At 67.6% G+C, this 23,721-nt stretch carries 17 protein-coding genes; 2 read left to right on the forward strand and 15 right to left on the reverse strand.

The genetic code is table 11. The features are described 5' to 3' along the window. Positions 1–130: 130 nt before the first annotated feature. The 12 genes from CRT60_RS14060 to CRT60_RS14115 all read right to left on the reverse strand — a co-directional run bounded on the left by CRT60_RS14060 (position 131) and on the right by CRT60_RS14115 (position 17,638). The gene (locus CRT60_RS14060) at positions 131–625 is read right to left on the reverse strand and encodes a winged helix-turn-helix transcriptional regulator (protein WP_098737064.1); all 495 of its coding nucleotides are present in this window, start codon (positions 623–625) and stop codon (positions 131–133) included. Between the two features lie 166 nt (positions 626–791). Beyond that, positions 792–2,411 carry a sensor histidine kinase gene (locus tag CRT60_RS14065; protein ID WP_098737065.1) on the reverse strand — a complete coding sequence of 540 codons (1,620 nt, stop codon included), beginning with the start codon at positions 2,409–2,411 and terminating at the stop codon, positions 792–794. After that, the gene (locus CRT60_RS14070) at positions 2,392–3,216 is read right to left on the reverse strand and encodes a response regulator transcription factor (RefSeq protein WP_098737851.1); all 825 of its coding nucleotides are present in this window, start codon (positions 3,214–3,216) and stop codon (positions 2,392–2,394) included. Before CRT60_RS14070 ends, CRT60_RS14065 begins: the two co-directional genes overlap by 20 nt. Positions 3,217–3,244: 28 nt before the next feature. Next, positions 3,245–3,988, reverse strand: a complete 744-nt coding sequence (locus CRT60_RS14075; RefSeq protein ID WP_098737066.1) for a hypothetical protein — start codon at positions 3,986–3,988, stop codon at positions 3,245–3,247. Positions 3,989–4,692: 704 nt separating this feature from the next. Next, on the reverse strand, positions 4,693–8,181 hold the full coding sequence (locus tag CRT60_RS14080) for a class I SAM-dependent DNA methyltransferase (protein ID WP_204561911.1): 3,489 nt from the start codon (positions 8,179–8,181) through the stop codon (positions 4,693–4,695). A 399-nt stretch (positions 8,182–8,580) separates the two neighbouring features. Beyond that, positions 8,581–9,480 carry a hydroxymethylglutaryl-CoA lyase gene (locus tag CRT60_RS14085; RefSeq protein ID WP_098737067.1) on the reverse strand — a complete coding sequence of 300 codons (900 nt, stop codon included), beginning with the start codon at positions 9,478–9,480 and terminating at the stop codon, positions 8,581–8,583. Positions 9,481–9,482: 2 nt separating this feature from the next. After that, positions 9,483–11,486: an acetyl/propionyl/methylcrotonyl-CoA carboxylase subunit alpha gene (locus CRT60_RS14090; RefSeq protein ID WP_098737068.1), complete on the reverse strand. Its 2,004-nt coding sequence runs from the start codon at positions 11,484–11,486 to the stop codon at positions 9,483–9,485. 5 nt (positions 11,487–11,491) lie between these two features. After that, on the reverse strand, positions 11,492–12,274 hold the full coding sequence (locus tag CRT60_RS14095) for an enoyl-CoA hydratase/isomerase family protein (protein WP_098737069.1): 783 nt from the start codon (positions 12,272–12,274) through the stop codon (positions 11,492–11,494). Positions 12,275–12,284: 10 nt separating this feature from the next. Continuing rightward, positions 12,285–13,892 carry a carboxyl transferase domain-containing protein gene (locus CRT60_RS14100; protein WP_098737070.1) on the reverse strand — a complete coding sequence of 536 codons (1,608 nt, stop codon included), beginning with the start codon at positions 13,890–13,892 and terminating at the stop codon, positions 12,285–12,287. Between the two features lie 30 nt (positions 13,893–13,922). Further along, on the reverse strand, positions 13,923–15,056 hold the full coding sequence (locus tag CRT60_RS14105) for an acyl-CoA dehydrogenase (protein ID WP_098737071.1): 1,134 nt from the start codon (positions 15,054–15,056) through the stop codon (positions 13,923–13,925). Between the two features lie 175 nt (positions 15,057–15,231). Beyond that, positions 15,232–16,413: an acetyl-CoA C-acyltransferase gene (locus CRT60_RS14110; RefSeq protein WP_098737072.1), complete on the reverse strand. Its 1,182-nt coding sequence runs from the start codon at positions 16,411–16,413 to the stop codon at positions 15,232–15,234. 52 nt (positions 16,414–16,465) lie between these two features. Then, complete coding sequence (locus CRT60_RS14115) at positions 16,466–17,638, reverse strand: isovaleryl-CoA dehydrogenase (RefSeq protein WP_098737073.1); 1,173 nt, start codon at positions 17,636–17,638, stop codon at positions 16,466–16,468. Between the two features lie 301 nt (positions 17,639–17,939). Here CRT60_RS14115 and CRT60_RS14120 point away from each other — a divergent pair, with 301 nt between their 5' ends. Beyond that, a complete protein-coding gene (locus CRT60_RS14120) occupies positions 17,940–18,935 on the forward strand; it encodes a bile acid:sodium symporter family protein (protein WP_098737074.1) in 996 nt (331 codons plus the stop codon). 16 nt (positions 18,936–18,951) lie between these two features. On the opposite strand, the gene CRT60_RS14125 is transcribed toward CRT60_RS14120, so the two are convergent. After that, a complete protein-coding gene (locus CRT60_RS14125) occupies positions 18,952–20,415 on the reverse strand; it encodes a hypothetical protein (protein WP_098737075.1) in 1,464 nt (487 codons plus the stop codon). Further along, positions 20,412–21,518 (reverse strand): hypothetical protein, encoded by a 1,107-nt coding sequence (locus tag CRT60_RS14130; RefSeq protein ID WP_098737076.1) that lies wholly within the window; start codon positions 21,516–21,518, stop codon positions 20,412–20,414. The genes CRT60_RS14125 and CRT60_RS14130 overlap by 4 nt, the downstream gene beginning before the upstream one ends. 402 nt (positions 21,519–21,920) lie before the next feature. On the opposite strand from CRT60_RS14130, the gene CRT60_RS14135 reads away from it, so the two are divergent. Beyond that, positions 21,921–22,325, forward strand: coding sequence for a 6,7-dimethyl-8-ribityllumazine synthase (locus tag CRT60_RS14135; protein WP_098737077.1), 405 nt, complete (start codon positions 21,921–21,923; stop codon positions 22,323–22,325). A gap of 134 nt (positions 22,326–22,459) precedes the next feature. Here the strand turns inward: CRT60_RS14135 and CRT60_RS14140 are convergent, their stop codons facing one another. Next, a complete protein-coding gene (locus CRT60_RS14140; protein ID WP_098737078.1) occupies positions 22,460–23,683 on the reverse strand; it encodes a benzoate/H(+) symporter BenE family transporter in 1,224 nt (407 codons plus the stop codon). Between the last annotated feature and the right edge of the window lie 38 nt (positions 23,684–23,721).

A 23,721-nucleotide genomic window follows, 5' to 3' on the forward strand; every position in this document is an offset into this window, starting at 1 on the left:
AACAAACGCGGCATTCGGGTGCAACGGCGACGCGAAGTCGGCGGGCATCGCTCGTTGCAAAATGCCTCCGGAAAAGCGGACCGGCCCCAAAGTATTATGCAATTTGGAAATTGCTATATTGTCTGACCGTTCAGCCGCGCAACGGCCCGTTGGACAGCCCGTCCAGCGGGATGGCGGTGACGCTCTTCACCTCTTCCATCACGGCGTAGGTGTGGGTTTCCCGCACGCCGCGGGCGGTGGACAGCAGCTCGCCCAGGAACAGACGGTATTCGTTCATGTCGCGCACGCGCGCCTTGACCAGATAATCGAAGCCGCCCGCCACCATGTGGCATTCCATGATCTGCGGCATGCGCAGGACGGTGGCCTTGAAGTCGTCGAAATTGTCCGGCGTGGTGCGGTCCAGCACCACCTCGACGAAGACCAGCATCCCCGCCTCCAGCCGATGCGGGTCGAGCAGCGCGACATAGCGCTGGATGATGCCCTCGGATTGCAGGCGCTTCACCCGCTCCAGGCAGGCGGCCGGGCTGAGGTTGATGCGGCGGGCCAGTTCCACATTGCTGAGGCGTCCGTCATCCTGCAACTCGCGCAGGATCTTGATGTCGGTGGAATCGAGGCTGCGGTCCATCGGCGGCTCGGAATGCTGTTCGGCTGGCGGCCCCGATCCTAGCGGAAAAATTGGCGCCAAGCCATGGCGGACCGTAGCCGCAGCGGTGGGAGCGATGCGGCTCCGAAGCCTGTTTGCCGGCAGCCTGGCGGTTCAGGCCGCCGGCGGATTCTTTCAGGCCGCCCTTTCAGGCCGCCAGCGGCAGGGTCACCGTCATGCGCAGGCCGCCGGTCGGACGGTTTTCGGCGCGCACCCGGCCGCCGAAGGCTTCGATGTTGCGCCGGACGATCCACAGCCCGATGCCGAAATGCGCTGCCCCGGCCTGATGCGCCGCCGCCTCGTCCTCCGGCATGCCGCGGCCGGGCTCGCGGTGGGAGAAGTAGCGCTCGAAGATGCGCTCCAGGTTGGCGGGATCGACCCCCGGCCCCTCGTCGTCCACCACAAGCTCGGTGCAGGATCCGACGCGGGTCAGGCGGACGCTGACCGTCCCGTCGGCGGGCGAGAAGCTGACGGCGTTCTCCACCAGATTCTCGACGATGGTCTCCAGCGTCTCCTCGCTGGCCCGAACCACCAGCCCGGCATCGATGCGCGAGCGCATGTGCAGGCGGCGTTCGGCCAGCAACCCGGTGTAGCCGCCGGCCATCCGTTCCACCAGCGACGACAGGTCGACGCGGCGCCGGGCCGGGGCCAGCAGGTCGGCGGCCGCCTCGTCCATCCGGCGGGCGAAGGAGACGAGGCCGTCGAGCTTGTCCAACGACTTCTCGATCATCGTCAGGGCGCGCTGGCTGCGGGCGTTCTCCGCCGGCAGGGCGCGGCGCAGCGGTTCCACCGACTGGCGGATCACCGCGATGGGCGTCTTGAAAGCGTGGGCGTTGTCCTCCGCCGCGCGGCGCAGCGACTGGGCGCTGTCGCGCAGGGTGGCGACCAGCCGGTCGAAATCCTCGGCCACGCCGGCCAGTTCCGGCACGGTGTTGCGGGCGGCGAAGGAGGCGTTGCCGCTGTCCTGGTCGGGCACGTCCTCGCCGCCGACGATGCGGCGGGCCAGATCGCCGAAGCGGTTCAGGTTGCGCCAGATGCCGGCCAGCACGGCCAGCACCAGGGCGGCCATCGCCAGATAGATCGCGGCGGCGGCCTGCACCGCCGGCGTGCTCCAATAGGGGCGGCCGATGGAGGAGGAGATATAGGCTTCGGTCGCGTGGCTGGTCACCAGCGCCCAGCAGCCGAAGCTGGTCTTGATCGGGGTGATGGAGGACAGCACCTCCTCCCCGCCTTCGGCATGGGGGACGCGCATCGCCAGCGTCGCGTTGCCGGCGCAGCTCGATCCCAGCCGGTCCAGCACACCCTGTTCGAGCAGCAGGCGCCGTTCGGCGTCGATGTCGGCGGTCGACAGGCTGGGCGCCGCGGCGACATAGAAGAAGGGCTCCGGCCCGGCCTTGGCGCCGGACGCGGTGGTGGCGTTGCCGGATGCCGCTACCCGCGGGCGCACCAGCAGCTTCAGCCGCGTGCGGTCGTCGCCGTAGCGGGCAAGGGCGATGCTCAGGCTGGGAAGGGCCGTGCGGTCGACGCCCAGCAGTTCGGGCTCCAGCGCGCGGGCGATCAGCTCGCCCTGGCGCTGGGCGCTTTTCAGCAGAAGCTGCTGCGACGCCTCGTCGGCCCGCTGGAACTGGTCGTAGAGCAGGACCGGCACCGCGACGAAGACGAGGGTGAGCAGCACCAGGCGGCTCGCCATCGAGCGCCAGAGCCAGAGCAGGCGGGCGGACGCCCGTCGGGGCGCCCGCATCGCAAGGTCAATCGGCAGCAGCGCCATCGATCAGCATATCCTCGCCCATACCATCCTCGTCACGGCCCTGGTTGGCCGCGTTCTCACCCTTGCCCCAGCGGTAGCCGAAGCCCGGATAGTTCTCGATGCAGGCGAAGCTGGCGTCGACCGAGCGGAACTTCTGACGGATGCGCTTGATGAAGGCACGGACGTTGGCGCGGTAGCCCGACGGGCCGTAGCCGGCGACGAAGCCCTTGCCATGGACGAGGTCGTAGATCTCGCGGTAGGAGACGTCCTCTTCCGGGCGGGTCGACATCAGCTTGACGATGTTGAACTCGGTCAGCGTCAGGTCGATGCGCTTGCCCTTCCAGAGGGCGCGGCTGTTGTCCAGGCGCAGTTCCAGCTCGCCCAGGCGGTGGCTGGTGGCGTTGCCGCCGGCCTCCCCGTCCTCCGAGCCCTTGGCGCCGTCGCCCTTGATGCCGTCCAGGATCAGGCGCATGCGCTTCAGCAGGATCGACAGGCTGCGCGACTTCTCGACGAAGTCCAGCGCACCGCCGGCCAGCGCCGCCTCTTCATAAATCTGGTCGGACAGCACGGTCAGGAAGATGACCGGGGTGGCGATGCCGCGGGCGCGCATCTGGCGCAGCACGTCGATGCCGTCCAGCTTGGGCATGCGCCAGTCCAGCAGGACGATGTCGACCGACCCGCCCTCGGCGAAGAAATCGAGCGCCGGTTCGCCGCGGTCGAAAGTGATGACCTCGTAGCCCTCGTCGCCGAGGTTGAGGCTGAGCGACTCACGGAACAGATCGTCGTCGTCCACCAGAGCGATGCGGGCAATGGTCGGATCGGTCATCGCGGACATTCCCTTGTTCGACTCCGGCTTACTGAAACCCGGGGCGGACAGGGCGCCCTGCGTCAGCTTGAGCGAGGAGTTGGGCGAAGCATCGGTGGTCGGCGTCAGGGACATTTTGGCTGCTCTTCATGTCGTAGGAGAGGGCGCGGAAGTCCTGGGACGAGGTCATATCCATGAAGAAGAAGACCTTGAGGGTACAATCGCCCTTGGCATACCGCCAGATCTTGGCGGGAGGCGCCTCTTCCCGTGCAACGGGGGACCCCAGGAGTTTGAGAGTCTGGACTTCGTCCAGCCCGACAAGGGTGTCGGGGTCGGCGTTGGGGGTTGCGGGTGGGGTGGACATGCCCCCCATGGCCGGCGCCATCGTCGGCACCGCAACGGCATTCGCCGTGGCGGCCGCCGCTTGGGGAGCGGTATCGGGTGCAATGGCCGCCAGCTGGGTGGAGGCCTCTGCGGATGTCTGGGCGGATGCCGCGGCTGTCGCCACGTCGCCGGTGGTCACCGGCGGGCCGGGCTGCGGCATCGGCAGGGTCGGCGCCAGAGCGGCGGCGTCGGCAATCTTGCGGATCGGCTTCTGCCTGGGCACCGGCGGGGTCGCCGTGCGGGCATTCGGGTTGGCCGCCGTCATGTCAGCGCTCCCCCACGGTCCCGCCGTGTTGGCCGGGCAGCCGGCCAGCAGCAGGACCGCGACCAGCAGGCCCGCATGTCGGCCCCGGCCGGCGGCGTAGGCGCCGTACTGCGCCACATCGCGGAGGACTGCCGGCACGGTCATGGGGGCGGGCCTTTCAAATCCAAGAGGAACGGACATAACGGCATTAACACGGGACGAACCATTTCCATCTAGCCTGGAAGTCAACTTCGCGTGCTGGTTGGAGTTGGCTGCGTCCGATGTCCCTAAACTCAATCCAGTCTGGTTAATGGCGCGTTAAAGCCACAGCCCTTACCCCCATTTTGCGAAAGCGCATCAATATTTTTTGAAGTTTCGTTTGATTTTCGAGCGAATCCACGGGGGATCTCACGGCTCTTTGCTCAAAAGTGGTATGAAAACCGGTCAAATCCATTGCTCGCCAGCCGCTTCGTTGAAGATTTGCGGAGCGACAGGACGTGACAGAAATGAGGCGGGAGGATGGCCGAGACGGGTCGGGATCGTGGCGATTGCCCAAAAATCAATCGGCACAAAAACAATCGGCGGCGGAGCCACCCGGGTATGGCTCCGCCGCCGTTCAGCCGGACGGGCAACAGGTCATGGAGCGGCGCGCGTGAAGCGGCCGTGGGTCGTTGCCACTAGAACTCCAGCCGTGGTTCCGGCCGGCCGTCAGGCCGGTCGGCGTCGTGGGAACGCTGCGTTTTCGGCACCATCCTTCACGACGACGATGATGCGCCGGGCGGGCGGCAGCGTCAAGTTTGTAGTACGTACAATTTAGGATGCCGCATATCTGGACGATGGAGAGAGGCGACCGGCCGGGACGGTTCCGGTCAAGGCGCATAGAGGTTGTTGATCTGCCGGGCATGGCCGACCGACACCAGGATGTCGAGCAGTTCCCTGACCCTCGGCGACTTGGCGCCCTTGAACTGGCGGGCGAGGCTTTCGGCTTCGACGGCGCGGCCACAACGGCTCAGCGCCGCCATGAGGCTGTGGACCTGTTCGGTCGGCGCCTTCGGCCAGACGATCCGCTTCGCCGTGTCCGCCGCAATGTCGAGTGTCGCCGCGATCTGGACGGCGGCACCCTGCCCCTTCGGGTTCTGGTAGTCCGGCCGCAGCCAGCGGACGAGGCCGTCGCGTTCCTCGCGGTGGCGCTCGGCATTCAGCGCCACGAGGTTTTCCAGAATCCGCGCTTCCTCCAGATCGGCGGGCCAGCCATAGGCGTCGGCCACCGCATGGTCGATCCGGCCGTGGAGGTCCAGCATCACGCCGACCTGCCCCATCTGGTAGATCTCCATCTCACGCGCGGTCAGCTCCTCCCGGCTCCGCCCCTTTTCCAGGACATTGTAAAGCTCGGTCAGCGTCAGCCGGTCGGGATGCTCGGCCAGCACCCGCTTGCGATGGGCGTCGAGTTCCTCGGCAAGCTGACCGATCACGCGCTTCTGATGCGGCGTGGCGTTGGGGAAGGGGAAGGTGTCGAAGCAGCGGGTTTTGTTGTAAACCGGCCTATCTTCAAGCGTTCCCCCAGCGGAAAGCGCCCAAGTTACATGAGCCGCGCTACCAAGAACCCCCAAAACATATGCATCATTTGAGGCAATGCAAACAAGCCTATTGTCTGGAGTAACATTTATCTCAAAGAATTGAAACGATCTATGCTTTGAAGTTTCAACAGTTGCTATATATCTAGTTATATTTTGGAGAGCATACCTCATCTCCTTTCTCGGCTCACCAAACACCCACCAGTTCTCACGATATGACTGCCTGCTATTGGAATTACGCTCCGGCTTCACGCGATCCAACAGCCACTGGTAAACATCAGGATACTTCTGCCTGACCTCGGTTTCCGTCATGCCGAACAGGTCGATCACCATCAGCCCGCGGGAGCGGCCGGTCAGATCACGGCCGTTCCGGTATTCGCGTATCCTCTCTTCCAGTCCGGCAATCCGCCCCAGACCGAGGGCACGCGCCTGCGCCGGGGTGACGAGAAAGCCCGACCCATGCAGCTTCACGCCAGGAGAAGACAGCCCGTCATTTGCCTTGAGCGCTTTCGCTGCCGCCACGTCCGCTCCGGTGGTCAGGTTCGCGTGTATGCGCCCGTGCCGCACGGCAAGCACCACCGGCACCGCCCCATCCCGGTCCGGCGCCTGTCCCTCGTGCACCACCGTCTTCAACAAACCGGACCGTTCGTCATGTTCGACGGGCGCACCCACCGTCATCGCCACCCGCACCGCCGCCGCCCCCTGCCCGTCCGCCCAGGGGTGGTCCGGGATGGCGAAGGTCAGATTCAGGGGCGTCTTCGCGTCCAGATGGCGTTGGATGACCCGGCGGCTGAAGGTCTGGGTGATGCTGTTGGTGGTGATGAAGCCGAAGCGCCGGGCCTCTCCCTTGCGCACCAGATCGGCCGCCTTGTCCCACCAGTAGGTGACGAAATCGGCGCCACCGGGCATGTGCGGATAGGCCTTCCACAGCGCTTCGGCATAGCCGTCGCCCAGTTCGGCGCGCAGATCCTTGCCGGCGATGAAGGGCGGGTTGCCGACGATGTAGTCTGCCTGCGGCCAGTCCGCCGGCCTGGCGCCGACATGGCGTTGCAGCGGAACCGTCCGGCTTTCGTCCGGCACCTCCTGGCCGGTGAAGGGGTCGGTCTTCCAACTGACGCCGTCCCACTTCACCCGCGGCTGCCCGGCCTCGTCCAGCATCGGCTCCACCCGCTCCCAACTCAGCACCGCGTCGCACTGCCGGATGTTGTCATAGGAGTGGAGGATCGGCTCGCTCAGGCTTTCCGGCCCGCGCTGGCGCAGGTGGCATTGCAGATGACCGATCCAGATCACCAGTTCGGCAATCGGCACGGCGCGGGGATTCTTTTCCAGCCCAAGAAGCTGGTGCGGGCCGACGGTATGACCGGCGAGGTCGAGATTGGCCTGCGTCCCGCCGCCGATTTCTTCCAGCGTCGCGATGACCTCCCCTTCCAGGGCCTTCATCTTCTCCAGGGCGACATAAAGAAAATTTCCGCTTCCGCAGGCGGGATCCAATATTTTCACCGAACAGAGATCCTGGTGGAATTCCTTGATCTGCCTGATCGCCTGCGCCTGATCGTTCTTTTGCCGCGCGTTCTCGGCGATCACCTGCGCGTTGCGCCATTTCGCCATCAGCGGTTCGATGACGGCCGGCACCACCAGCCTTTCCACATAGGCGCGCGGCGTGAAGAACGCGCCGTACTGGCTGCGCTCGCGCTTGCTCAGTGCGTTTTCCAGCAGGGTGCCGAAGATCGCCGGCTCCACATTCTTCCAGTCGCGTGAACAGGCGGCGATCAGTTCGCCGATCTCCTGTTCGTCGAGCGCCAGCGCCTCGGCTTCGCGGAACAGGCCGCCGTTGAAGTGCCGGACGCGGGCGCGGATGGTGGTGTCGTGGTCGCTGCCCCTGTCCATGCTGCGCCAGAAGGGCTCCAGATAGCGCGGCAGGAATTGCGGGTTCGGCCGGGCGTCGTTCAGCACGCCGGTGAAGGCGCCGTCCGGCAGCAGCCCGACATTCTGCGCGAAGGCGGTGAACAGGCAGCGCATCAGGAACAGCGCAACCGCTTTCGGTTCGTAGCGCTTTTCCAGGCTCTGCGCCAGCCGGGCGAGGCGTTGCGCGATGTCCCGCGTCACCTCGGCCCGCCGGGCGCTGGGGTCGAGGCTTTTCGGCGTTTCCCAGATCGCCTTCAGCCGCGCCCGGATTTCCGGATCGGCGAGATCCGCCAGCCTGATCCGGCGCGACCGGCTGTCGGGAAAGGGCATGTAGGCCTTGCCCAGCCCGGTGAAGTCGGCATAGGTCTCGATCACATGCCCGACATCGACGACGATCAGGAAGGGCGGCCAGCCATGGTCGGTCGGCAGCGCCTTGGCATAGCGTTCGGCCTGGGCGCGCGCCTGCCGCATCAGCCGGTCCCATGACGGGCGTGTCCCGGCCGGCGGAGAGCTGTGGGGCAGCCCGCCGAACAGGTCCCTCCCCTCCTGCTCGCCGCGCTGGCGCTTGCGCGACTGCTTGGCCTCCAGAACGAAGCAATCCCGCTTGTAGCAGTCAAGATAGTTATTCCGCCCGTCGTCACCCTCCAGATCGAGCGCGCGAACCCTCTTTTCATAGACGTAGTTGTTAAGCGCGTCCTGTTCCGACGAGGCCTCCGGCTCCGCCGTTCCAATCAGGGCGCAGAGCTGGTTGATGAATTTCTGGTAGTTGGCGCGCTCCGACCCGCCCTTGTCGCTCCAATATCTGATGAAGGCTTCGGAGGATCGCGACGGATCCTGCTCGACGTGTTCGTCGCAGCTCTTCGAAGATAGCACGCCCATCACCCCAGCATTCCCTCAAAGCGAGAGTGCAAGGGTATTTTCTAGGCTTTCAGGAGAGTCAAACGCGCAATTGACAATTTAGGCGAGCTTAGTTTCGTGTCATCATGTTGTGCAATCTCACCTCCATCCGCCACAGCATATTGTGGTCGGCAAAATGACCAATATCCAATTTTTACCGTTACCAAAAAATATCGTGCAATTTCTCAATAAATACGGCCGACTCGACTTCGATTCATTGCATGAATATGCGTGAATGTCATTGCATTGTGCCATATTTACACGACGATGTCATTTACTTTCATTCCCTATAACTGCATTTAATTGGAAACTCCTCATCCCCCAATACGAAAGGGCCGCGCCCCTTTTCGGAAGCGCGGCCCTTCGTTGCCGAAGATTCCCTCACGCACAACCACGAGCGCGGGCCACCTTCGATGCGGTGGGGCGGCCGATGGCGTCGCTGATGAACGCACCGGCCGCAATCAGCTTGTCGAGATCCACCCCGGTCTCGATGCCGAGGCCGTTCAGCATGTAGAGCACATCCTCGCTCGCCACGTTGCCGCTGGCCCCCTTGGCATAGGGGCAGCCGCCAAGGCCCGCGACAGAGCTGTCGACCACCGCCACCCCCATCTGGAGCGCCGCCAGGATGTTGGCCAGCGCCTGCCCGTAGGTGTCGTGGAAGTGGACGGCGATCTTGTCGACCGGCACTCGCTCCGCCACCGCGGCGATCATCAGTTGCGCCTTGGTCGGCGTCCCGGTGCCGATGGTGTCGCCCAGCGAGATCTCGTAGCAGCCCATGGCGAACAGCCGCTCCGCCACGTCGGCCACCGCCCTGGGCGCGATCTCCCCCTCATAGGGGCAGCCGAGCACGCAGGAGACGTAACCGCGGACCGGCACGCCCGCCGCCTTGGCCTGCTCCATGACGGGAGCGAAGCGGTCCAGGCTCTCGGCGATGGAGCAGTTGATGTTCTTCTGGCTGAAGCTCTCCGAGGCGGCGCCGAACACCGCCACCTCGTCGGCCCTGGCCGCCAGCGCGCCCTCCAGCCCCTTCAGGTTGGGGGTGAGGGCGGCATAGCGCACGCCGGGCTTGCGGGCGATGCCGGCCAGCACCTCGGCGCTGTCGCCCATCTGCGGCACCCATTTGGGCGAGACGAAGCTGGCTGCCTCCACCACGGTAAGGCCGGCGTCGGACAGGCGGTCGACCAGTTCCACCTTCACCGCGGTCGGCACCATGGACTTTTCGTTCTGGAGGCCGTCGCGCGGACCGACCTCCACCATGCGGACGAATTTCGGCAACTGCATCGTCAGGCCTCCGCGATGTCGAGAACCAGCAGGTCGACGCCTTCCGACACCTGATCGCCTGCCGCGAAATTCACCGCGCTGACGGTGCCCGCCGCCGGGGCCTTGATGGTGTGCTCCATCTTCATCGCTTCCAGCAGCATCAGCGGCGTGCCGGCCTCGACGGCTTGGCCGGCTTCGACCAGCACGCGGACCACGGTGCCCGGCATGGGTGCTGTCAGGCGGCCGGAGCCGCCCTCCTGCTCCGCCGCGCGGGCGCTGGGGTCGTCCAGCGTCAGGCGGGACACCGCGCCGTCGATCAGCACGGTGAGGTCGAGCCCCTGCCGCACCACCGTGGCGCGGGTGCGCATGCCGTCCAGCGTCGCGGTCAGCAGACCGTCGGTGAGACTGACCCCGGTCACCGGCATCGGCTTGCCGCCATCCACCGCGACCTCATAACCATCAGCGCGGAAATGCAGCGTCACCTCGCGCGCGGTGTCGCCGTCCATCAGGCGCAGGTCGTAATGGTTCTCCTCGTTCAGCCGCCAGCCATTGGCGAGCAGCCACGGGGAATAGCGATCCGACCGGGCGCGCAGGGCGGCCTGGGCCTCCTCCCGGCGCGTCAGCAGCACCGACAGGGATGCTGCGGCCAGCGCCTTGTCGGCCACCGGGGCCGGCGGCGGCAGCAGATCGGCGCGGTGGCGCTCGATGAAACCGGTGTCGATCTCCACCGCCTTGAAGGCCGGATGGCCGGCGATGGCGCCGAGGAAGGCGACATTGGTGGTGACGCCGACCACCTCATACTCGGCCAGCGCCACCCGCAGGCGGCGCAGCGCGCTGTCGCGGTCCTCGTCCCAGACGATCAGCTTGGCGATCATCGGGTCGTAATACATCGTCACCGAATCGCCCTCGCGGACACCGGTGTCGACACGGACATGATCGTTCTCGGCCGGCGGGCGCAGCCGCACCAGCTTGCCGATGGCCGGCAGGAAGTCGCGCTGCGGATCCTCGGCATAGAGCCGCGCCTCGAAGGCATGACCCCGGCGGGTCAGCTGGTCCTGGCGCAGCGGCAGCTCCGCCCCGGATGCCACGCGCAGCTGCCACTCGACCAGATCGAGGCCGGTGATCTTCTCGGTCACCGGATGCTCCACCTGCAGGCGGGTGTTCATCTCGATGAAGTAGAAGCCGCCATCCTCATAGAGGAACTCGACGGTGCCGGCGCCGACATAGTTGACCGCCTTGGCGGCGGCGACCGCGGCCTCGCCCATGCGGCGGCGGAGGTCGTCGGGCAGGTTGGGGGCCGGCGCCTCCTCGATCACCTTCTGGTGGCGGCGCTGGACCGAGCAGTCACGCTCGAACAGATAGACGCCGTTGCCGTGGGTGTCGCAGAAGACCTGGATTTCGACATGGCGCGGCCGGCCGAGATACTTCTCCAGCAGCAGGCTGTCGTCGCCGAAGGCGGCCTTGGCCTCGCGCTGGGCGCCGGCCACCGCGTCGGCCAGCTCGTTGGCGGCGCGCACCACGCGCATGCCCTTGCCGCCGCCGCCGGCCGACGCCTTGACCAGCACCGGAAAGCCGATGCGCTCGGCCTCCGCCGACAGGGTGGCGAAGTCCTGGTCGGTGCCGTGATAGCCCGGCACCAGCGGCACGTCGGCATTCGCCATCAGCCGCTTGGACTCGGCCTTGGAGCCCATGACACGGATCGCCTCGATCGGCGGGCCGATGAAGACGACACCGGCCTCCGCGCAAGCCGCCGCGAAGCCGGCATTCTCCGACAGGAAGCCGTAGCCGGGATGGATGGCCTGCGCCCCCGTCCGCTTCGCCACGTCGAGGATGATTTCGCCGCGCAGATAGCTTTCGCCGACCGGGGCCGCGCCGATGCAGACGGCCTCGTCGGCCATCTGGACATGCATCGCCTTGGCATCGGCCTCCGAATGGACGGCGACGGTCTTGATGCCCAGGCGGCGGGCGGTGCGGATGACCCGGCAGGCGATTTCGCCGCGGTTGGCGATCAGGATCTTGTCGAACATGTGGATCAGCTCCGCCAGGACGGGGTGCGTTTGTCGAGGAAGGCGCCGACGCCCTCCTTGCCTTCGGCGCTGGCGCGCTGGCGGGCGATGCGCTCCGCCGTGTCGCGCACCACGTCGTCGGTCAGCGGCCGGCGGGCGACGGCGCGGATCAGCTCCTTGGCAGCGGTGACCGCCGTGGGGGCGCTGTCCATCAGGTTCTTCACCGTCTTCGCCACCGCCTCCTCCAGCCCGTCGGCGTTGGTCAGCTCATGCAGCAGGCCGATGCGGTGGGCCTCCGCCGCGCTGAACCGCTCGCCGGTCAGGAAATAGCGGCGGCAGGCGCGCTCGCCGATGGCGGCGATGACATAGGGGCTGATGGCGGCGGGGATGATGCCCAGCCGCACCTCCGACAAAGCGAAGGTGGCGGTGTCGACGCCGATGGCGATGTCGCAGGCCGACACGAGGCCCACGCCGCCGCCGAAGGCCGGACCCTGCACCACGGCGACCGTCGGCTTCGGGCATTCGTCCAGCGTGCGCAGCATCGTGGCGAGCCCCATGGCGTCGGCCAGATTCTCCTCGCGGGAGTAGCCGGCCATCTTCTTCATCCAGGACAGATCCGCCCCGGCCGAGAAGCTCTTGCCCACCCCGCGCAGCAGGACGACGCGCACCGCCGGATCCTCGCCCACCTGCCGGAAGGCCGCGGTGAGGTCGGATATCACCTGCTCGTTGAAGGCGTTGTGAACGTCGCCGCGGTTCATGGTGACGGTGGCGACGCCGGTGTCGGCGATGTCGATGAGGATGTCGCTCATATCCGCCCCCTCACATCCGGAAGACGCCGAAGGGCGTCTTCGGCACCGGGGCGTTCAGCGAGGCCGACAGGCCGAGGCCCAGCACCATGCGGGTGTCGGCCGGGTCGATGATGCCGTCGTCCCACAGCCGGGCGCTGGCGTAATAGGCGTGGCTCTCGCGTTCGAACTGGGCGCGGATCGGCGCCTTCAGCGCCTCGTCATCCTCGGCCGTCCACGGCTTGCCCTGGGCTTCCATGGCGTCGCGCTTGACCTGGGCCAGCACGCCGGCCGCCTGCTCGCCGCCCATGACCGAGATGCGGGCGTTCGGCCACATCCACAGGAAGCGCGGGCTGTAGGCTCGGCCGCACATGCCGTAATTGCCGGCGCCATAGCTGCCGCCGATGATGACGGTGAATTTCGGCACCTTGGCGCAGGCGACCGCGGTGACCAGCTTGGCACCGTCCTTGGCGATGCCGCCGGCCTCGTACTTGCGGCCGACCATGAAGCCGGTGATGTTCTGCAGGAACACCAGCGGGATACGGCGCTGACAGCACAGCTCGACGAAATGGGCGCCCTTCAGGGCGGATTCGCTGAACAGGATGCCATTGTTGGCGATGATGCCGACCGGATAGCCGAAGATGTGGGCGAATCCCGTCACCAGCGTCGTGCCGTAGAGCGGCTTGAACTCGTCGAAGCGCGAGCCGTCGACAACCCGCGCGATCACCTCGCGCACGTCGAAGGGCTTGCGGGCGTCGCTGGGGATGACGCCATAGAGTTCGCGCGGGTCGAAGGCGGGCTCCTCCGGCTCGCGCAGGTCGAGGTCGATGTGCTTGGCGCGGTTCAGGTTCGACACCACGCGGCGCGCCATCGCCAGGGCGTGGGCGTCGTTCATCGCGTAATGGTCGGTGACGCCGGAGGTGCGGGAATGCACGTCGGCGCCGCCGAGATCCTCCGCCGACACCACCTCGCCGGTCGCCGCCTTCACCAGCGGCGGACCGCCCAGGAAGATGGTGCCCTGGTTGCGGACGATGATCGCCTCGTCCGACATCGCCGGGACATAGGCGCCGCCGGCGGTGCAGCTTCCCATTACCACGGCGATCTGCGGGATGCCCTCGGCCGACATGTTGGCCTGGTTGTAGAAGATGCGGCCGAAATGGTCGCGGTCGGGGAAGACCTCGTCCTGGTTCGGCAGGTTGGCGCCGCCGGAATCCACCAGATAGATGCAGGGCAGGTTGTTCTGTTGGGCGATCTCCTGCGCGCGCAGGTGCTTCTTGACCGTCAGCGGGTAATAGGTGCCGCCCTTCACCGTCGCGTCGTTGGCGACGATCATGCACTCCTGCCCGGCGACGCTGCCAATGCCGGCGATGATGCCGGCCGACGGGATGTCGTCGGCATAGACGCCGTCGGCGGCCAGCTGCGACAGCTCCAGAAACGGCGAGCCGACGTCGAGAAGCTGACGGATGCGCTCGCGCGGCAGCAGCTTGCCGCGGGCGAGGTGCTTGTCGCGGGCCTTCGCACCGCCGCCCTGCTGGATGGCGGCGACCTTCCGGCGCAGATCGTCGACCAGAACCTGCATGGCGTCGGCGTTGGCCTGGAACTCGGCGGAGCGCGCGTTCAGGGCGCTCTTCAGGACGGTCATGCCGTCTTCCTCCCGGTTTGGCGGTCTTGATTACTGGATGAGGGCGCGGCTGATGACCAACCGCTGGATGTCGCTGGTGCCCTCGTAGATCTGGCAGACCCGGACGTCGCGATAGATGCGCTCGACCGGGAAATCGTTGAGATAGCCGTAGCCGCCATGGATCTGGATGGCGTCGGAGCAGACCTTCTCGGCGATCTCCGAGGCGAACAGCTTGGCCATCGCCGCCTCTTTCATGCAGGGCACCCCGGCGTCGCGCAAGGATGCCGCATGCAGCACCATCTGCCGCGCCGCCTCCACCCGCGTCGCCATGTCGGCGAGGCGGAAGGCGATGGCCTGATGCTGGATGATCGGCACGCCCATGCTCTGGCGCTCCTGGGCGTAGCGGATGGCGTGGTCGAGCGCCGCGCGCGCCATGCCGACCGACTGCGAGGCGATGCCGATGCGCCCGCCCTCAAGGTTCGCCAGCGCCACCTTGTAGCCGGCGCCTTCGGCGCCGAGCATCAGGTCGGCGGGCACCCGGCACTCCTCGAAGACGATCTGGCAGGTGTCGGAGCAGTGCTGGCCCAGCTTCTCCTCGGTCCGCGCCACCTGATAGCCCGGCGTGCCGGTCGGCACGATGAAGGCGCTGAGACCCCTCTTGCCCGCCGCCGGGTCGGTCACCGCGAAGACGATGGCGACATCGGCCTGCGAGCCCGAGGTGATGAACTGCTTGGTGCCGTTCAGCACCCAGTGGTCGCCGTCGCGCCGGGCACGGGTCTTGATGGCGGAGGCGTCGGACCCCGCCTGCGGTTCGGTCAGGCAGAAGGCGCCCAGCATCTCGCCCCGCGCCATCGGCTTGAGGAAACGGTCCTTCTGGGCGTCGCTGCCGAACTTCAGGATCGGCATGCAGCCGACCGAGTTGTGCACGCTCATGATGGTGGAGACGGCCCCGTCGCCGGCGGCGATCTCCTCGATGGCGAGCGCGTAGGCGACATGGTCGGTGGCTGCGCCGCCGAACTCCTCCGGCACCAGCATGCCCATCAGGCCGAGTTGGCCCATCTCGGCGAGTTCGGCCTTGGGGAAAGCGCCCGTGCGGTCGCGCTCGGCGGCGGTCGGCGCGAGCCGGTCCTGCGCGAAGGCGCGGGCCATGTCGCGGACCATGGTCTGTTCTTCGGTCAGGTGCATGCTGCTCCTCCCTGGTCGTTATTGCCCTCTCCCGTCCCGGGAGAGGGAGGGACCCGCCGAAGGCGGGGGGGGTGAGGGGTGATCCGGGCATGGATCCTGATCCTTGGACCACCCCTCACCCTTCCCATGCTTTGCATGGGCCCCTTCCCTCTCCCGGGGCGGGAGAGGGAGTGGCTTACACCCGCTCCACCGCGATGGCCGTGGCCTCGCCACCGCCGATGCAGAGCGATGCCACGCCACGCTTCAGGTCGTATTTCTCCAGCGCCGCCAGCAGCGTCACGAGGATCCGCGCCCCAGAGGCGCCGATGGGGTGGCCGAGCGCGCAGGCGCCGCCATGGACGTTCACCTTGTCGTGCGGCAGATCGAGATCGCGCATCGCCGCCATGGTGACCACTGCGAACGCCTCGTTGATCTCGAACAGGTCGACGTCGCGGGCCGACCAGCCCACCTTGTCGAACAGCTTCTGCATCGCGCCGACCGGCGCGGTGGTGAACAGCGCCGGCTGCTGGGCGTGGTTGGAATGGCCCTTGATCTCGGCGATCACGCGCAAGCCGCGCTTCTCCGCTTCGCTGCGGGTGGTGACGATCAGCGCCGCCCCGCCGTCGGAGATCGACGAGGCGTTCGCCGCCGTCACCGTGCCGTCCTTGGCGAAGGCCGGCTTCAGCGTCGGGATCTTCTTGGGATCGCCCTTGCCCGGCTGCTCGTCGGTATCGACCAGCGTGTCGCCCTTGCGGCCCTTGACCAGCACCGGCGCGATCTCCGCCTTGAAGGAGCCGTCCTCCACCGCCTTGCGGGCGCGGTTCAGGCTTTCGATGGCGAAATCGTCCTGCGCCTCGCGGGTGAAGCTGTAGCTGCTGGCGCATTCCTCGGCGAAGGTGCCCATCAGGCGGCCCTTCTCGTAGGCATCCTCCAGCCCGTCGAAGAACATGTGGTCCAGCACCTTGCCGTGGCCCATGCGGTAGCCGGCGCGGGCGCGGTCCAGCAGGTAGGGGGCGTTCGACATGCTCTCCATGCCGCCGGCCACCACCACCTTGGCCGAGCCGGCCTTGATCACGTCATGGGCGAACATCACCGCCCGCATGCCCGAGCCGCAGACCTTGGAGATGGTGGTGCAGCCGACGCCCTTCGGCAGCCCGGCACCCAGCGCCGCCTGGCGCGCCGGGGCCTGGCCCAGACCGGCCGACAGCACGTTGCCCATGAACACCTCGTCCACCGCGTCCGCGGCGAGGCCCGAGCGCTCCAGCGCCGCCTGGATGGCGACGGCGCCCAGCTGCGGGCCGGTCAGGCCCATGAGGTCGCCCTGGAAGCCGCCCATCGGCGTGCGGACGGCGGCGGCGATGACGATGCTGTCGGTCATGGTGGTCGGTCCCTTTCCCTCGATGCTCTCTGTGCCTTGTTTCCGAACCGCTTTACGCGGTCTCTTTGAATAGTTCGCGACCGATCAGCATGCGGCGGATCTCGCTGGTGCCGGCGCCGATCTCGTAGAGCTTGGCGTCGCGCAGCAGGCGGCCGGTCGGATACTCATTGATGTAGCCGTTGCCTCCCAGCGTTTGAATGGCCTCCAGCGCCATCCAGGTCGCCTTTTCGGCAGAGAACAGGATGGCGGCGGCGGCGTCCTTGCGGGTGGTCTCGCCCCGGTCGCAGGCCTTGGCAACGGCGTACACATAGGCCTTGGCGGCGTTCATGATCGTGTACATGTCGGCCAGCTTGCCCTGCATCAGCTGGAACTCGCCGATGGACTGGCCGAACTGCTTGCGGTCGTGGACATAGGGGATCACCACGTCCATGCAGGCCTGCATGATGCCGAGCGGGCCGCCGGACAGCACCGCGCGCTCGTAATCCAGACCCGACATCAGCACGTTCACGCCGCGGCCGACGCCGCCCAGGATGTTCTCCTCCGGCACCTCGCAATCCTCGAACACCAGCTCGCCGGTGTTGGAGCCGCGCATGCCCAGCTTGTCCAGCTTCTGCGCCACCGAGAAGCCCTTGAATCCCTTCTCCACCAGGAAGGCGGTCATCCCGCGCGGGCCGGCATTGATGTCGGTCTTGGCGTAGATCACCAGCGTGTCGGCATCGGGGCCGTTGGTGATCCACATCTTGGTGCCGTTCAGGACGTAACGGTCGCCCTTCTTCTCAGCCCGCAGCTTCATCGACACCACGTCGGACCCGGCGTTCGGCTCCGACATCGCCAAGGCACCGATATGCTCGCCGGAGATCAGCTTGGGCAGATAGCGGCGCTTCTGGTCCTCGGTGCCGTTCTTGCGGATCTGGTTGACGCAGAGGTTGGAATGGGCGCCGTAGCTCAAGCCCACCGAGGCCGACGCCCGGGACACCTCCTCCATCGCCACGACATGTTCCAGATAGCCCATGCCGGCGCCGCCATACTCCTCCTCCACCGTCACGCCGAGGATGCCGAGGTCGCCCATCTTGCGCCACAGCTCGTTCGGAAACTCGTTGCTGCGGTCGATCTCGGCGGCGCGGGGGGCGATCTCGTTGGCGGCGAAGCTCCGCACCGAATCGCGCAGCATGTCGGCCGACTCACCGAGGTCGAAATTCAGGCTCGGGTACTGGTTGGACAGCATGGACGTATCGCTCCCCTGGGAAATCATCCGTTCTTTGACCATACGTTACCGTATGGCAATGCGGCTGGCAAGGGGGTTGCCGAGCGCATCGAAAAGCCGTTCAAGGTCAGGAGTTTGGCCGCCCAAGAGGGCGCGGCGGCGTTTTCGCATCGTGGAAACCACAGGGGGCAGCCCGATTTTTCCCCAATCGATTCAAGGCTGCCATGCATGTTGGATACTGTATTCCAGAGCGGCGAAGGCGATTATAACAGGAGCCGACGCGTTATATCCGGCCAGTGATATCGATTTGGGGGACCAACGAATGATCCGCGTGCCTCGGCCCAACATGGACGGCTTCACCGTGGCCCTGGTGGCGACCGTCGGGCTGGCGACCGTGCTTCCGGTGCAGGGGCAGTTCGCCCAGGGCGTGCACTGGCTGGCGGAGGCGGCCATCGCGCTGCTGTTCTTCCTGCACGGCGCCCGCCTGCCGCGGGAAGAGGTGGTGGCGGGCATGGCGCATTGGCGCCTGCATCTGCTGATCTTCAGCCTGACCTTCGCCGCCTTCCCGCTGATCGGCTGGGCGGTGGTGGAAACGCTGCCGCACAGCCTGCTGCCGCCGGCCGTCGCCATCGGCGTGCAGTTCCTCTGCCTGCTGCCCTCCACCGTGCAGTCCTCCATCGCCTTCACCTCGATGGCGCGCGGCAACGTGGCGGCGGCGGTGTGCAGTTCCACCCTGTCCAACATCTCCGGCATCCTGATGACGCCGCTGCTGGTGGCGCTGTTCCTGAAGGTGCAGGGCTCGGCGCTGTCGCTCGACACCTTGCAGACCATCGCGGCGCAGTTGCTGCTGCCTTTCGTCGCCGGCCAGCTGCTGCGGCGCTGGATCGGCGCCTGGGCAGCCCGGCACAAGACGATGCTGCGCTTCACCGACCGCGGTTCGATCCTGCTGGTCGTCTATCTCGCCTTCAGCGAGGCGGTGGTGAACGGGCTGTGGCATCAGGTGCCGCCGTCCGCACTGGGCATGGTGGTGGTGATCGACTGCGCCATCCTGGCGGTCTTCCTGGTCGGCACGACGCTGCTGAGCCGCCGCCTGGGCTTTTCCCGCGCCGACGAAGCCGTGATCGTCTTCTGCGGATCGAAGAAGTCGCTGGTCAGCGGCGTGCCGATGGCCGGCGTGCTGTTCGCCCCCGCCACCGCCGGGCTGGTGCTGCTGCCGGTCATGCTGTTCCACCAGATCCAGCTGATGGTCTGCGCCGTCCTGGCCCGCCGCTATGCCGAGGAGGGCGAGGCGCGGGACGCCCTGCCGGCGACCTCGTGAGGGAGCGGGGCGCGCCCTACTCCTCCGCGAATTCTCCCGTCGCGGCCATGATGGCGGTGCGGAGCCGGTCGGCTTTGGCGGGACCGGCGACCAGCTCCAGCAGGCGCAGGGCGTAGAACAGGTTCATCTCGGCCGTCTCGGCATCGTCCGGGTCGCCGGCCGCCTTGGAATAGTCCGCCAGCAGGGCCTGCGCCCGCGCCATCAGCCCTATTTCCATCGACACCAGCGTGTCCTTCAGCGGCTCGCGCAGGCCGAGCGCGCCGGCCAGCCCCTCGCAGCGGCGCAGCGCGCGGGCGTGGTCCTCGGCGGCGGCCTGGGCGTCCTCGTCCACCGGGGCGGGGCGGCCGTTCGCGGCGGGGGCCGGAACGGCGGTCAGGATGCCGGCCGGCGCGGTGTCAAGGACGGTGCCGGACACCATGGTCCGCACCGCCACCTTCACCGCGTCCAGCCGCTCGCGATAGGCCGGGTCGGCCAGGACATCCATGGCGGCGGAGGTGGTGTCGATGCCGGCGACCAGCCGCTCGGCGATGGCGATGGCCTCCTCCGGGGCGAAGGCGGCAGCCCCGCCCGGCCCGGCGCTGTGGCCGGTGCCGCCGCCTTCGCCCCAATCTTTGCCGCCGTCCTTGCTTTCGAGGCGGGCCGAGCGCTCCTCCAGATTGGTGACGACCAGACCGCTCAGCTGGGCGAAGATCGCCGGCTGCTCGCGCCGCGCCTTGCCGAAATCCAGATCGTTCAGCACCGTCAGCAGGTCGGCCGGGTTCGCCATGCGCGAGGCGGCGACCAGCAGCAGGTGATAGACCAGCCCGGCCGATTGCCGCGCCACCGCCTGGGCCGCCTGCTCGATGGCATCCACATGCAAATCGTCCAGCGCCGCCAGCGGCTTCGGCGCCAGCGCGTCCTTCAGCGCTTCGACCGTCAGCCCGATTTCGAGGAAGGCGGCGACGTCCAGCAACTGCCGCCGCATCTCCTCGTCGCCCTGAAGGACGCGCCACTGCGGCTGGCCGCCGGTGTCCGGTTCCCCAACGCCGCCGACAGCGCCCTGAATGGCCTGCGCGGCCATCGGCCACAGCCGGCGCCCGATGTTGCGCAGGGCGTTGAGATTGCCGGGCGCCGTCTCCTGCACCTGCCGGTCGAGCCGGTCGATCAGGGCACGGTCGCCGCACTCCGTCACCAGCCGCCACACCGGGTCGATCACCCGCCGTTCGATGCGGCCCACCGGCACGTCGAGGCCGCTGAAGCTTTCCAGCACATCCTCGAACGGCATGCACAGCACGCGTTTCAGCGTCGGCCGGCGGTTCGGCCGCACCTGGACCAGCCGCGGGCGGATGGCGGCGAAGGTCTGGCGCACCTCGGGATGGTCGCGCACCCGCTCCAGCAGGCGGACCACCTCGATGAACTTGTCCTCGGGAATGTCGAACAGCCGGCTCTCCAGCCCCGGCAGGCGGTCGCCCCCGCCCCGTCCGTCCGCCGCTCCGCTCATGGGGCGCGGGCTTTCACCGCCTCGATCCGGCGGATGGCGTCGATGTCCATCTGGCCGGTGCGCCAATCCTCCAGCATGCGGACGGAGCGGCGGTGGGCCATCTTGACCTGCTTGGAATCCTCGACGAAATCGCGGCTGGATTCCCGGCGGGGCAGCAGCGGCAGGATGCGGAACAAATCGTTGACGGTGGCGGCCTGCTGCTGGCGGTCCTCGGCCTGCGCCACCTCCCACGCCCCGGTGATGTGGCTCCAGCCGTCGAGCAGCCAGGCCATGCGGGCGGCCTGGGTGCGGACGCGGATGAAGGCGTCGTCCCAGTCGCGCATCAGCGGCCCGATGGCGTCGATGCGGCGGTGGAAATCGCCCAGCACCTTTTCGCCGATGGCGATGGTGTGCTGCGCCACCTCCGCGCAGAACTCCGCGACCGGGGCGGCATCGCTCGGCACGTCGCGCGCCCAGTCGATCATGCCGTCGCGGAAGCCCTTCAGGTCGTTCAGCCCGCGCGTCAGCCGGCCCGGCCGGGGCGAGTGCGCCAGTCCCACCGGCGCGGTGACCGAGGCAATGTCGGCCAGCCGGGCATAGAGCAGCGTCGCGTCCATGCGCAGGCTTTCGGCCGCGCGGGTCATCAGCTGCCGGGTCAGGCGCTGGCCCTCGTCGGTGTCGATGCCGGCCTTCAGCATCTCCGGCGATTCCAGCCCGACCGCCTTCAGGATCGACAGGATCAGCAGGTAATGGGTGAGGGTGCCCTGCTCGTCATCCTCGTCCAGCGCGCGGCGGGCGGCCTGCGCCGCCTTCGGCCCGGCAAGCCCGCGCCGCGCCGCCCTCAGCGTCGCCCGGCGGATCTCGTACGGGGAGCAGGCCTCCTCCTTCACGATCAGGTCGTGCAGATAGCGGTCGTGCATGGTCATCGACACCATGTCCGGCACCGATTTCCAGGCGACGACATAGATGCCCATGCCCTGCGACAGGCTGGGGATCAGCACTTCGAGCTTCGAGCGCTCACCGCAGCGCACGCGGGTCTGGGACAGCAGCGGCGTGGTGAAGGCCACCGCGGCCCCCCGCTCCTCGAAGGTCGACGGCGCGTATTCGATCGCACCCTTCAACATGATTGCCGTTCCGGATTCGCCTGACCGCTCTGCCGGCACCATTACGGGTCCGTTGGCCGGCCCCCCGCAATTGCACCATAGCAGCATTATTACATGGTCGTAAGAAATGCGGCGGCGACCAATTTGTTCTGAATTGTAGCGCCATGCGACGGCCTGTCGCGGTTGGCAACAGCGTGCACGACGAGCGTGGGCCTAACCATAAGGTTTGCCCCCGATCTGCTTGCCGGACGCTTGGACATCGGCGCAAAGCGGCGCGATTTACCCAGGCAACTTTATAAAGCCGGACGGAAATCTCCGTACCGGCGCTGCCCGGTCCGGATGCCGCGCGACGGCTCTTGCGCTTTGCGCGGCGACGCGACAGTTTGGACGGACGTTACACCGCGACCATGGGAGAAGCAGAGGGTGAGCAACATCGGCATCGTGCTCGGACGGTTCCACCGCAAAGAGGTGGAAGAGATGCTGGACGAGGCGCGCACCGTCGCCGCCAGCCGCGGCCTCGGCATCGTGGCGGAGGTCTGGGTTCCCGGTTCGATGGAAAAGCCGCTGGCGATCAAGCGCCTGCTGATGCGCGAGGATGTCGCCGGCGCGGTCGCGCTGGGCATCATCGAGCGCGGCGAGACCGAACATGGCAACGTCATGGGCCATGCGGTCATCGGCAGCCTGATCGACCTGCAGCTCCAGTTCATGAAGCCGGTCGGCGTCGGCATCCTCGGGCCGGGGATCAACCCGTCGCAGATCCTGCCGCGCATCCGCCCCTACGCCGCCGCCGCGGTGAACGCCTGCGCCGACCTGATCGAGCAGGGCTGAGGTTGCTTATACGCGGCCAGAATAATTCTGACCGCTGCGTTCATTCGCCACGCAGGCTTCGCACCTGACGGTGCGCGCCCGCAGTCGCGGACGATATCCCGGGTTCGGAAAATCAGGACTTTCCGAACCCGGTCTCAAGCTTTGGCGGGGCGCCACCGATGCAGCACATGCATCGCCCCGCCGAACAGCAAGCCCCAGAAGGCCGATCCGACCCCGAAGAAGGACAGGCCCGACGCGGTCACCAGCAGCGTGACCAGGGCGGGGATGCGCTCCTCCTCCGCCTGGACCGCCGCCAGCAGAGAGCCGCCGAAGGCACCGATCAGCGCCAGACCGGCCACCGCCTCGATCAGGATCGGCGGCGAACGGGTGACCAGCGTGGCGGTGACCGCCGCCAGCGCCGTCAGCGCGATGTAGCCGACACCGCCGGTGACGGCGGCCTGCCAGCGACGCTCCGGCCTGGGGTCGGCATCGGGACCGGCGCACATCGCCGCGGTGATCGCCGCCAGATTGACCGTCGGCGCTCCCAGCGGCGCCGTCAGGGCCGAGGCGAAGCCGGTCGCCAGGAAGGCCGGCGGCACCCGCGGCGTGTAGCCGAAGGTCGCCAGCACCGCCAGACCGGGGATGTTCTGCGACGCCATGGTGACGACGAACAGCGGCAGGGCCAGCCCGACCAGCGCCTCCCAGGTGAAGGCCGGGGCGACCAGCGACAGGGTCGGCCAGGGGTCGGCCGGCAGTGCGCCCGACACCGGCGGGTTCATCGCCATCGCCGCCAGCGCCACCGCGACCGCCGCCGGCACCGCATAGAGCCGGGCGACGCGCCCGACGATCGCCCAGGTCGCCAGCACCAGCAGGCCCAGCCCCGGCGCCTGCCCGATTGCCATGAAGGGCGCCAGGCACAGTTTCAGCAGAAGCCCGGCCAGCATGCCGTTGGCGAGCGGCTTCGGGATCGCCGCGATCCAGCGGCCGAGCGGCCGCCACAGCCCCGCGACCATGATGAGCACGCCGACCGTCAGGAAGGCCCCCACCGCCGCCGGAAAGCCGCCGGCCACCGGGCCGGTCGCCGCCAGCAGCGCCATGCCCGGCGTGGTCCAGGCGACGCTGATCGGCTTGCGCTGGGTCCAGGCCAGCCAGATCGCCGACAGCCCCATGGAAAAGCCGACGGCCACCAGCCCGGAGGTGATCTGCGCCGTGTCCGCCCCGACCGCCGCCAGCCCCTGGATCACCACCGCGACCGAACTGGCATAGCCGACCAGCGCCACCAGACCGCCGGTGGCGAGCGCCGAAGGCGACAGGCCGCGCCCCCCCGGGGATGCGGGCGCGCCGGAAACGGTCTGGTCGGCGGATGACGAGCCGGGCATGGCCGGTCCTTTCGCATGCATGGACAGGAGAGGACCCG

It is taken from the genome of Azospirillum palustre, from assembly GCF_002573965.1.
Taxonomy (GTDB): Bacteria; Pseudomonadota; Alphaproteobacteria; order Azospirillales; family Azospirillaceae; genus Azospirillum; species Azospirillum palustre.

Coding starts and splice junctions, on each gene's coding strand:
- CRT60_RS14060 (WP_098737064.1), bottom strand. CDS start 625: ATGGACCGCAGCCTCGATTCCACCGACATCAAGATCCTGCGCGAGTTG.
- CRT60_RS14065 (WP_098737065.1), bottom strand. CDS start 2,411: ATGGCGCTGCTGCCGATTGACCTTGCGATGCGGGCGCCCCGACGGGCG.
- CRT60_RS14070 (WP_098737851.1), bottom strand. CDS start 3,216: ATGACCGATCCGACCATTGCCCGCATCGCTCTGGTGGACGACGACGAT.
- CRT60_RS14075 (WP_098737066.1), bottom strand. CDS start 3,988: ATGACCGTGCCGGCAGTCCTCCGCGATGTGGCGCAGTACGGCGCCTAC.
- CRT60_RS14080 (WP_204561911.1), bottom strand. CDS start 8,181: ATGGGCGTGCTATCTTCGAAGAGCTGCGACGAACACGTCGAGCAGGAT.
- CRT60_RS14085 (WP_098737067.1), bottom strand. CDS start 9,480: ATGCAGTTGCCGAAATTCGTCCGCATGGTGGAGGTCGGTCCGCGCGAC.
- CRT60_RS14090 (WP_098737068.1), bottom strand. CDS start 11,486: ATGTTCGACAAGATCCTGATCGCCAACCGCGGCGAAATCGCCTGCCGG.
- CRT60_RS14095 (WP_098737069.1), bottom strand. CDS start 12,274: ATGAGCGACATCCTCATCGACATCGCCGACACCGGCGTCGCCACCGTC.
- CRT60_RS14100 (WP_098737070.1), bottom strand. CDS start 13,892: ATGACCGTCCTGAAGAGCGCCCTGAACGCGCGCTCCGCCGAGTTCCAG.
- CRT60_RS14105 (WP_098737071.1), bottom strand. CDS start 15,056: ATGCACCTGACCGAAGAACAGACCATGGTCCGCGACATGGCCCGCGCC.
- CRT60_RS14110 (WP_098737072.1), bottom strand. CDS start 16,413: ATGACCGACAGCATCGTCATCGCCGCCGCCGTCCGCACGCCGATGGGC.
- CRT60_RS14115 (WP_098737073.1), bottom strand. CDS start 17,638: ATGCTGTCCAACCAGTACCCGAGCCTGAATTTCGACCTCGGTGAGTCG.
- CRT60_RS14120 (WP_098737074.1), top strand. CDS start 17,940: ATGATCCGCGTGCCTCGGCCCAACATGGACGGCTTCACCGTGGCCCTG.
- CRT60_RS14125 (WP_098737075.1), bottom strand. CDS start 20,415: ATGAGCGGAGCGGCGGACGGACGGGGCGGGGGCGACCGCCTGCCGGGG.
- CRT60_RS14130 (WP_098737076.1), bottom strand. CDS start 21,518: ATGTTGAAGGGTGCGATCGAATACGCGCCGTCGACCTTCGAGGAGCGG.
- CRT60_RS14140 (WP_098737078.1), bottom strand. CDS start 23,683: ATGCCCGGCTCGTCATCCGCCGACCAGACCGTTTCCGGCGCGCCCGCA.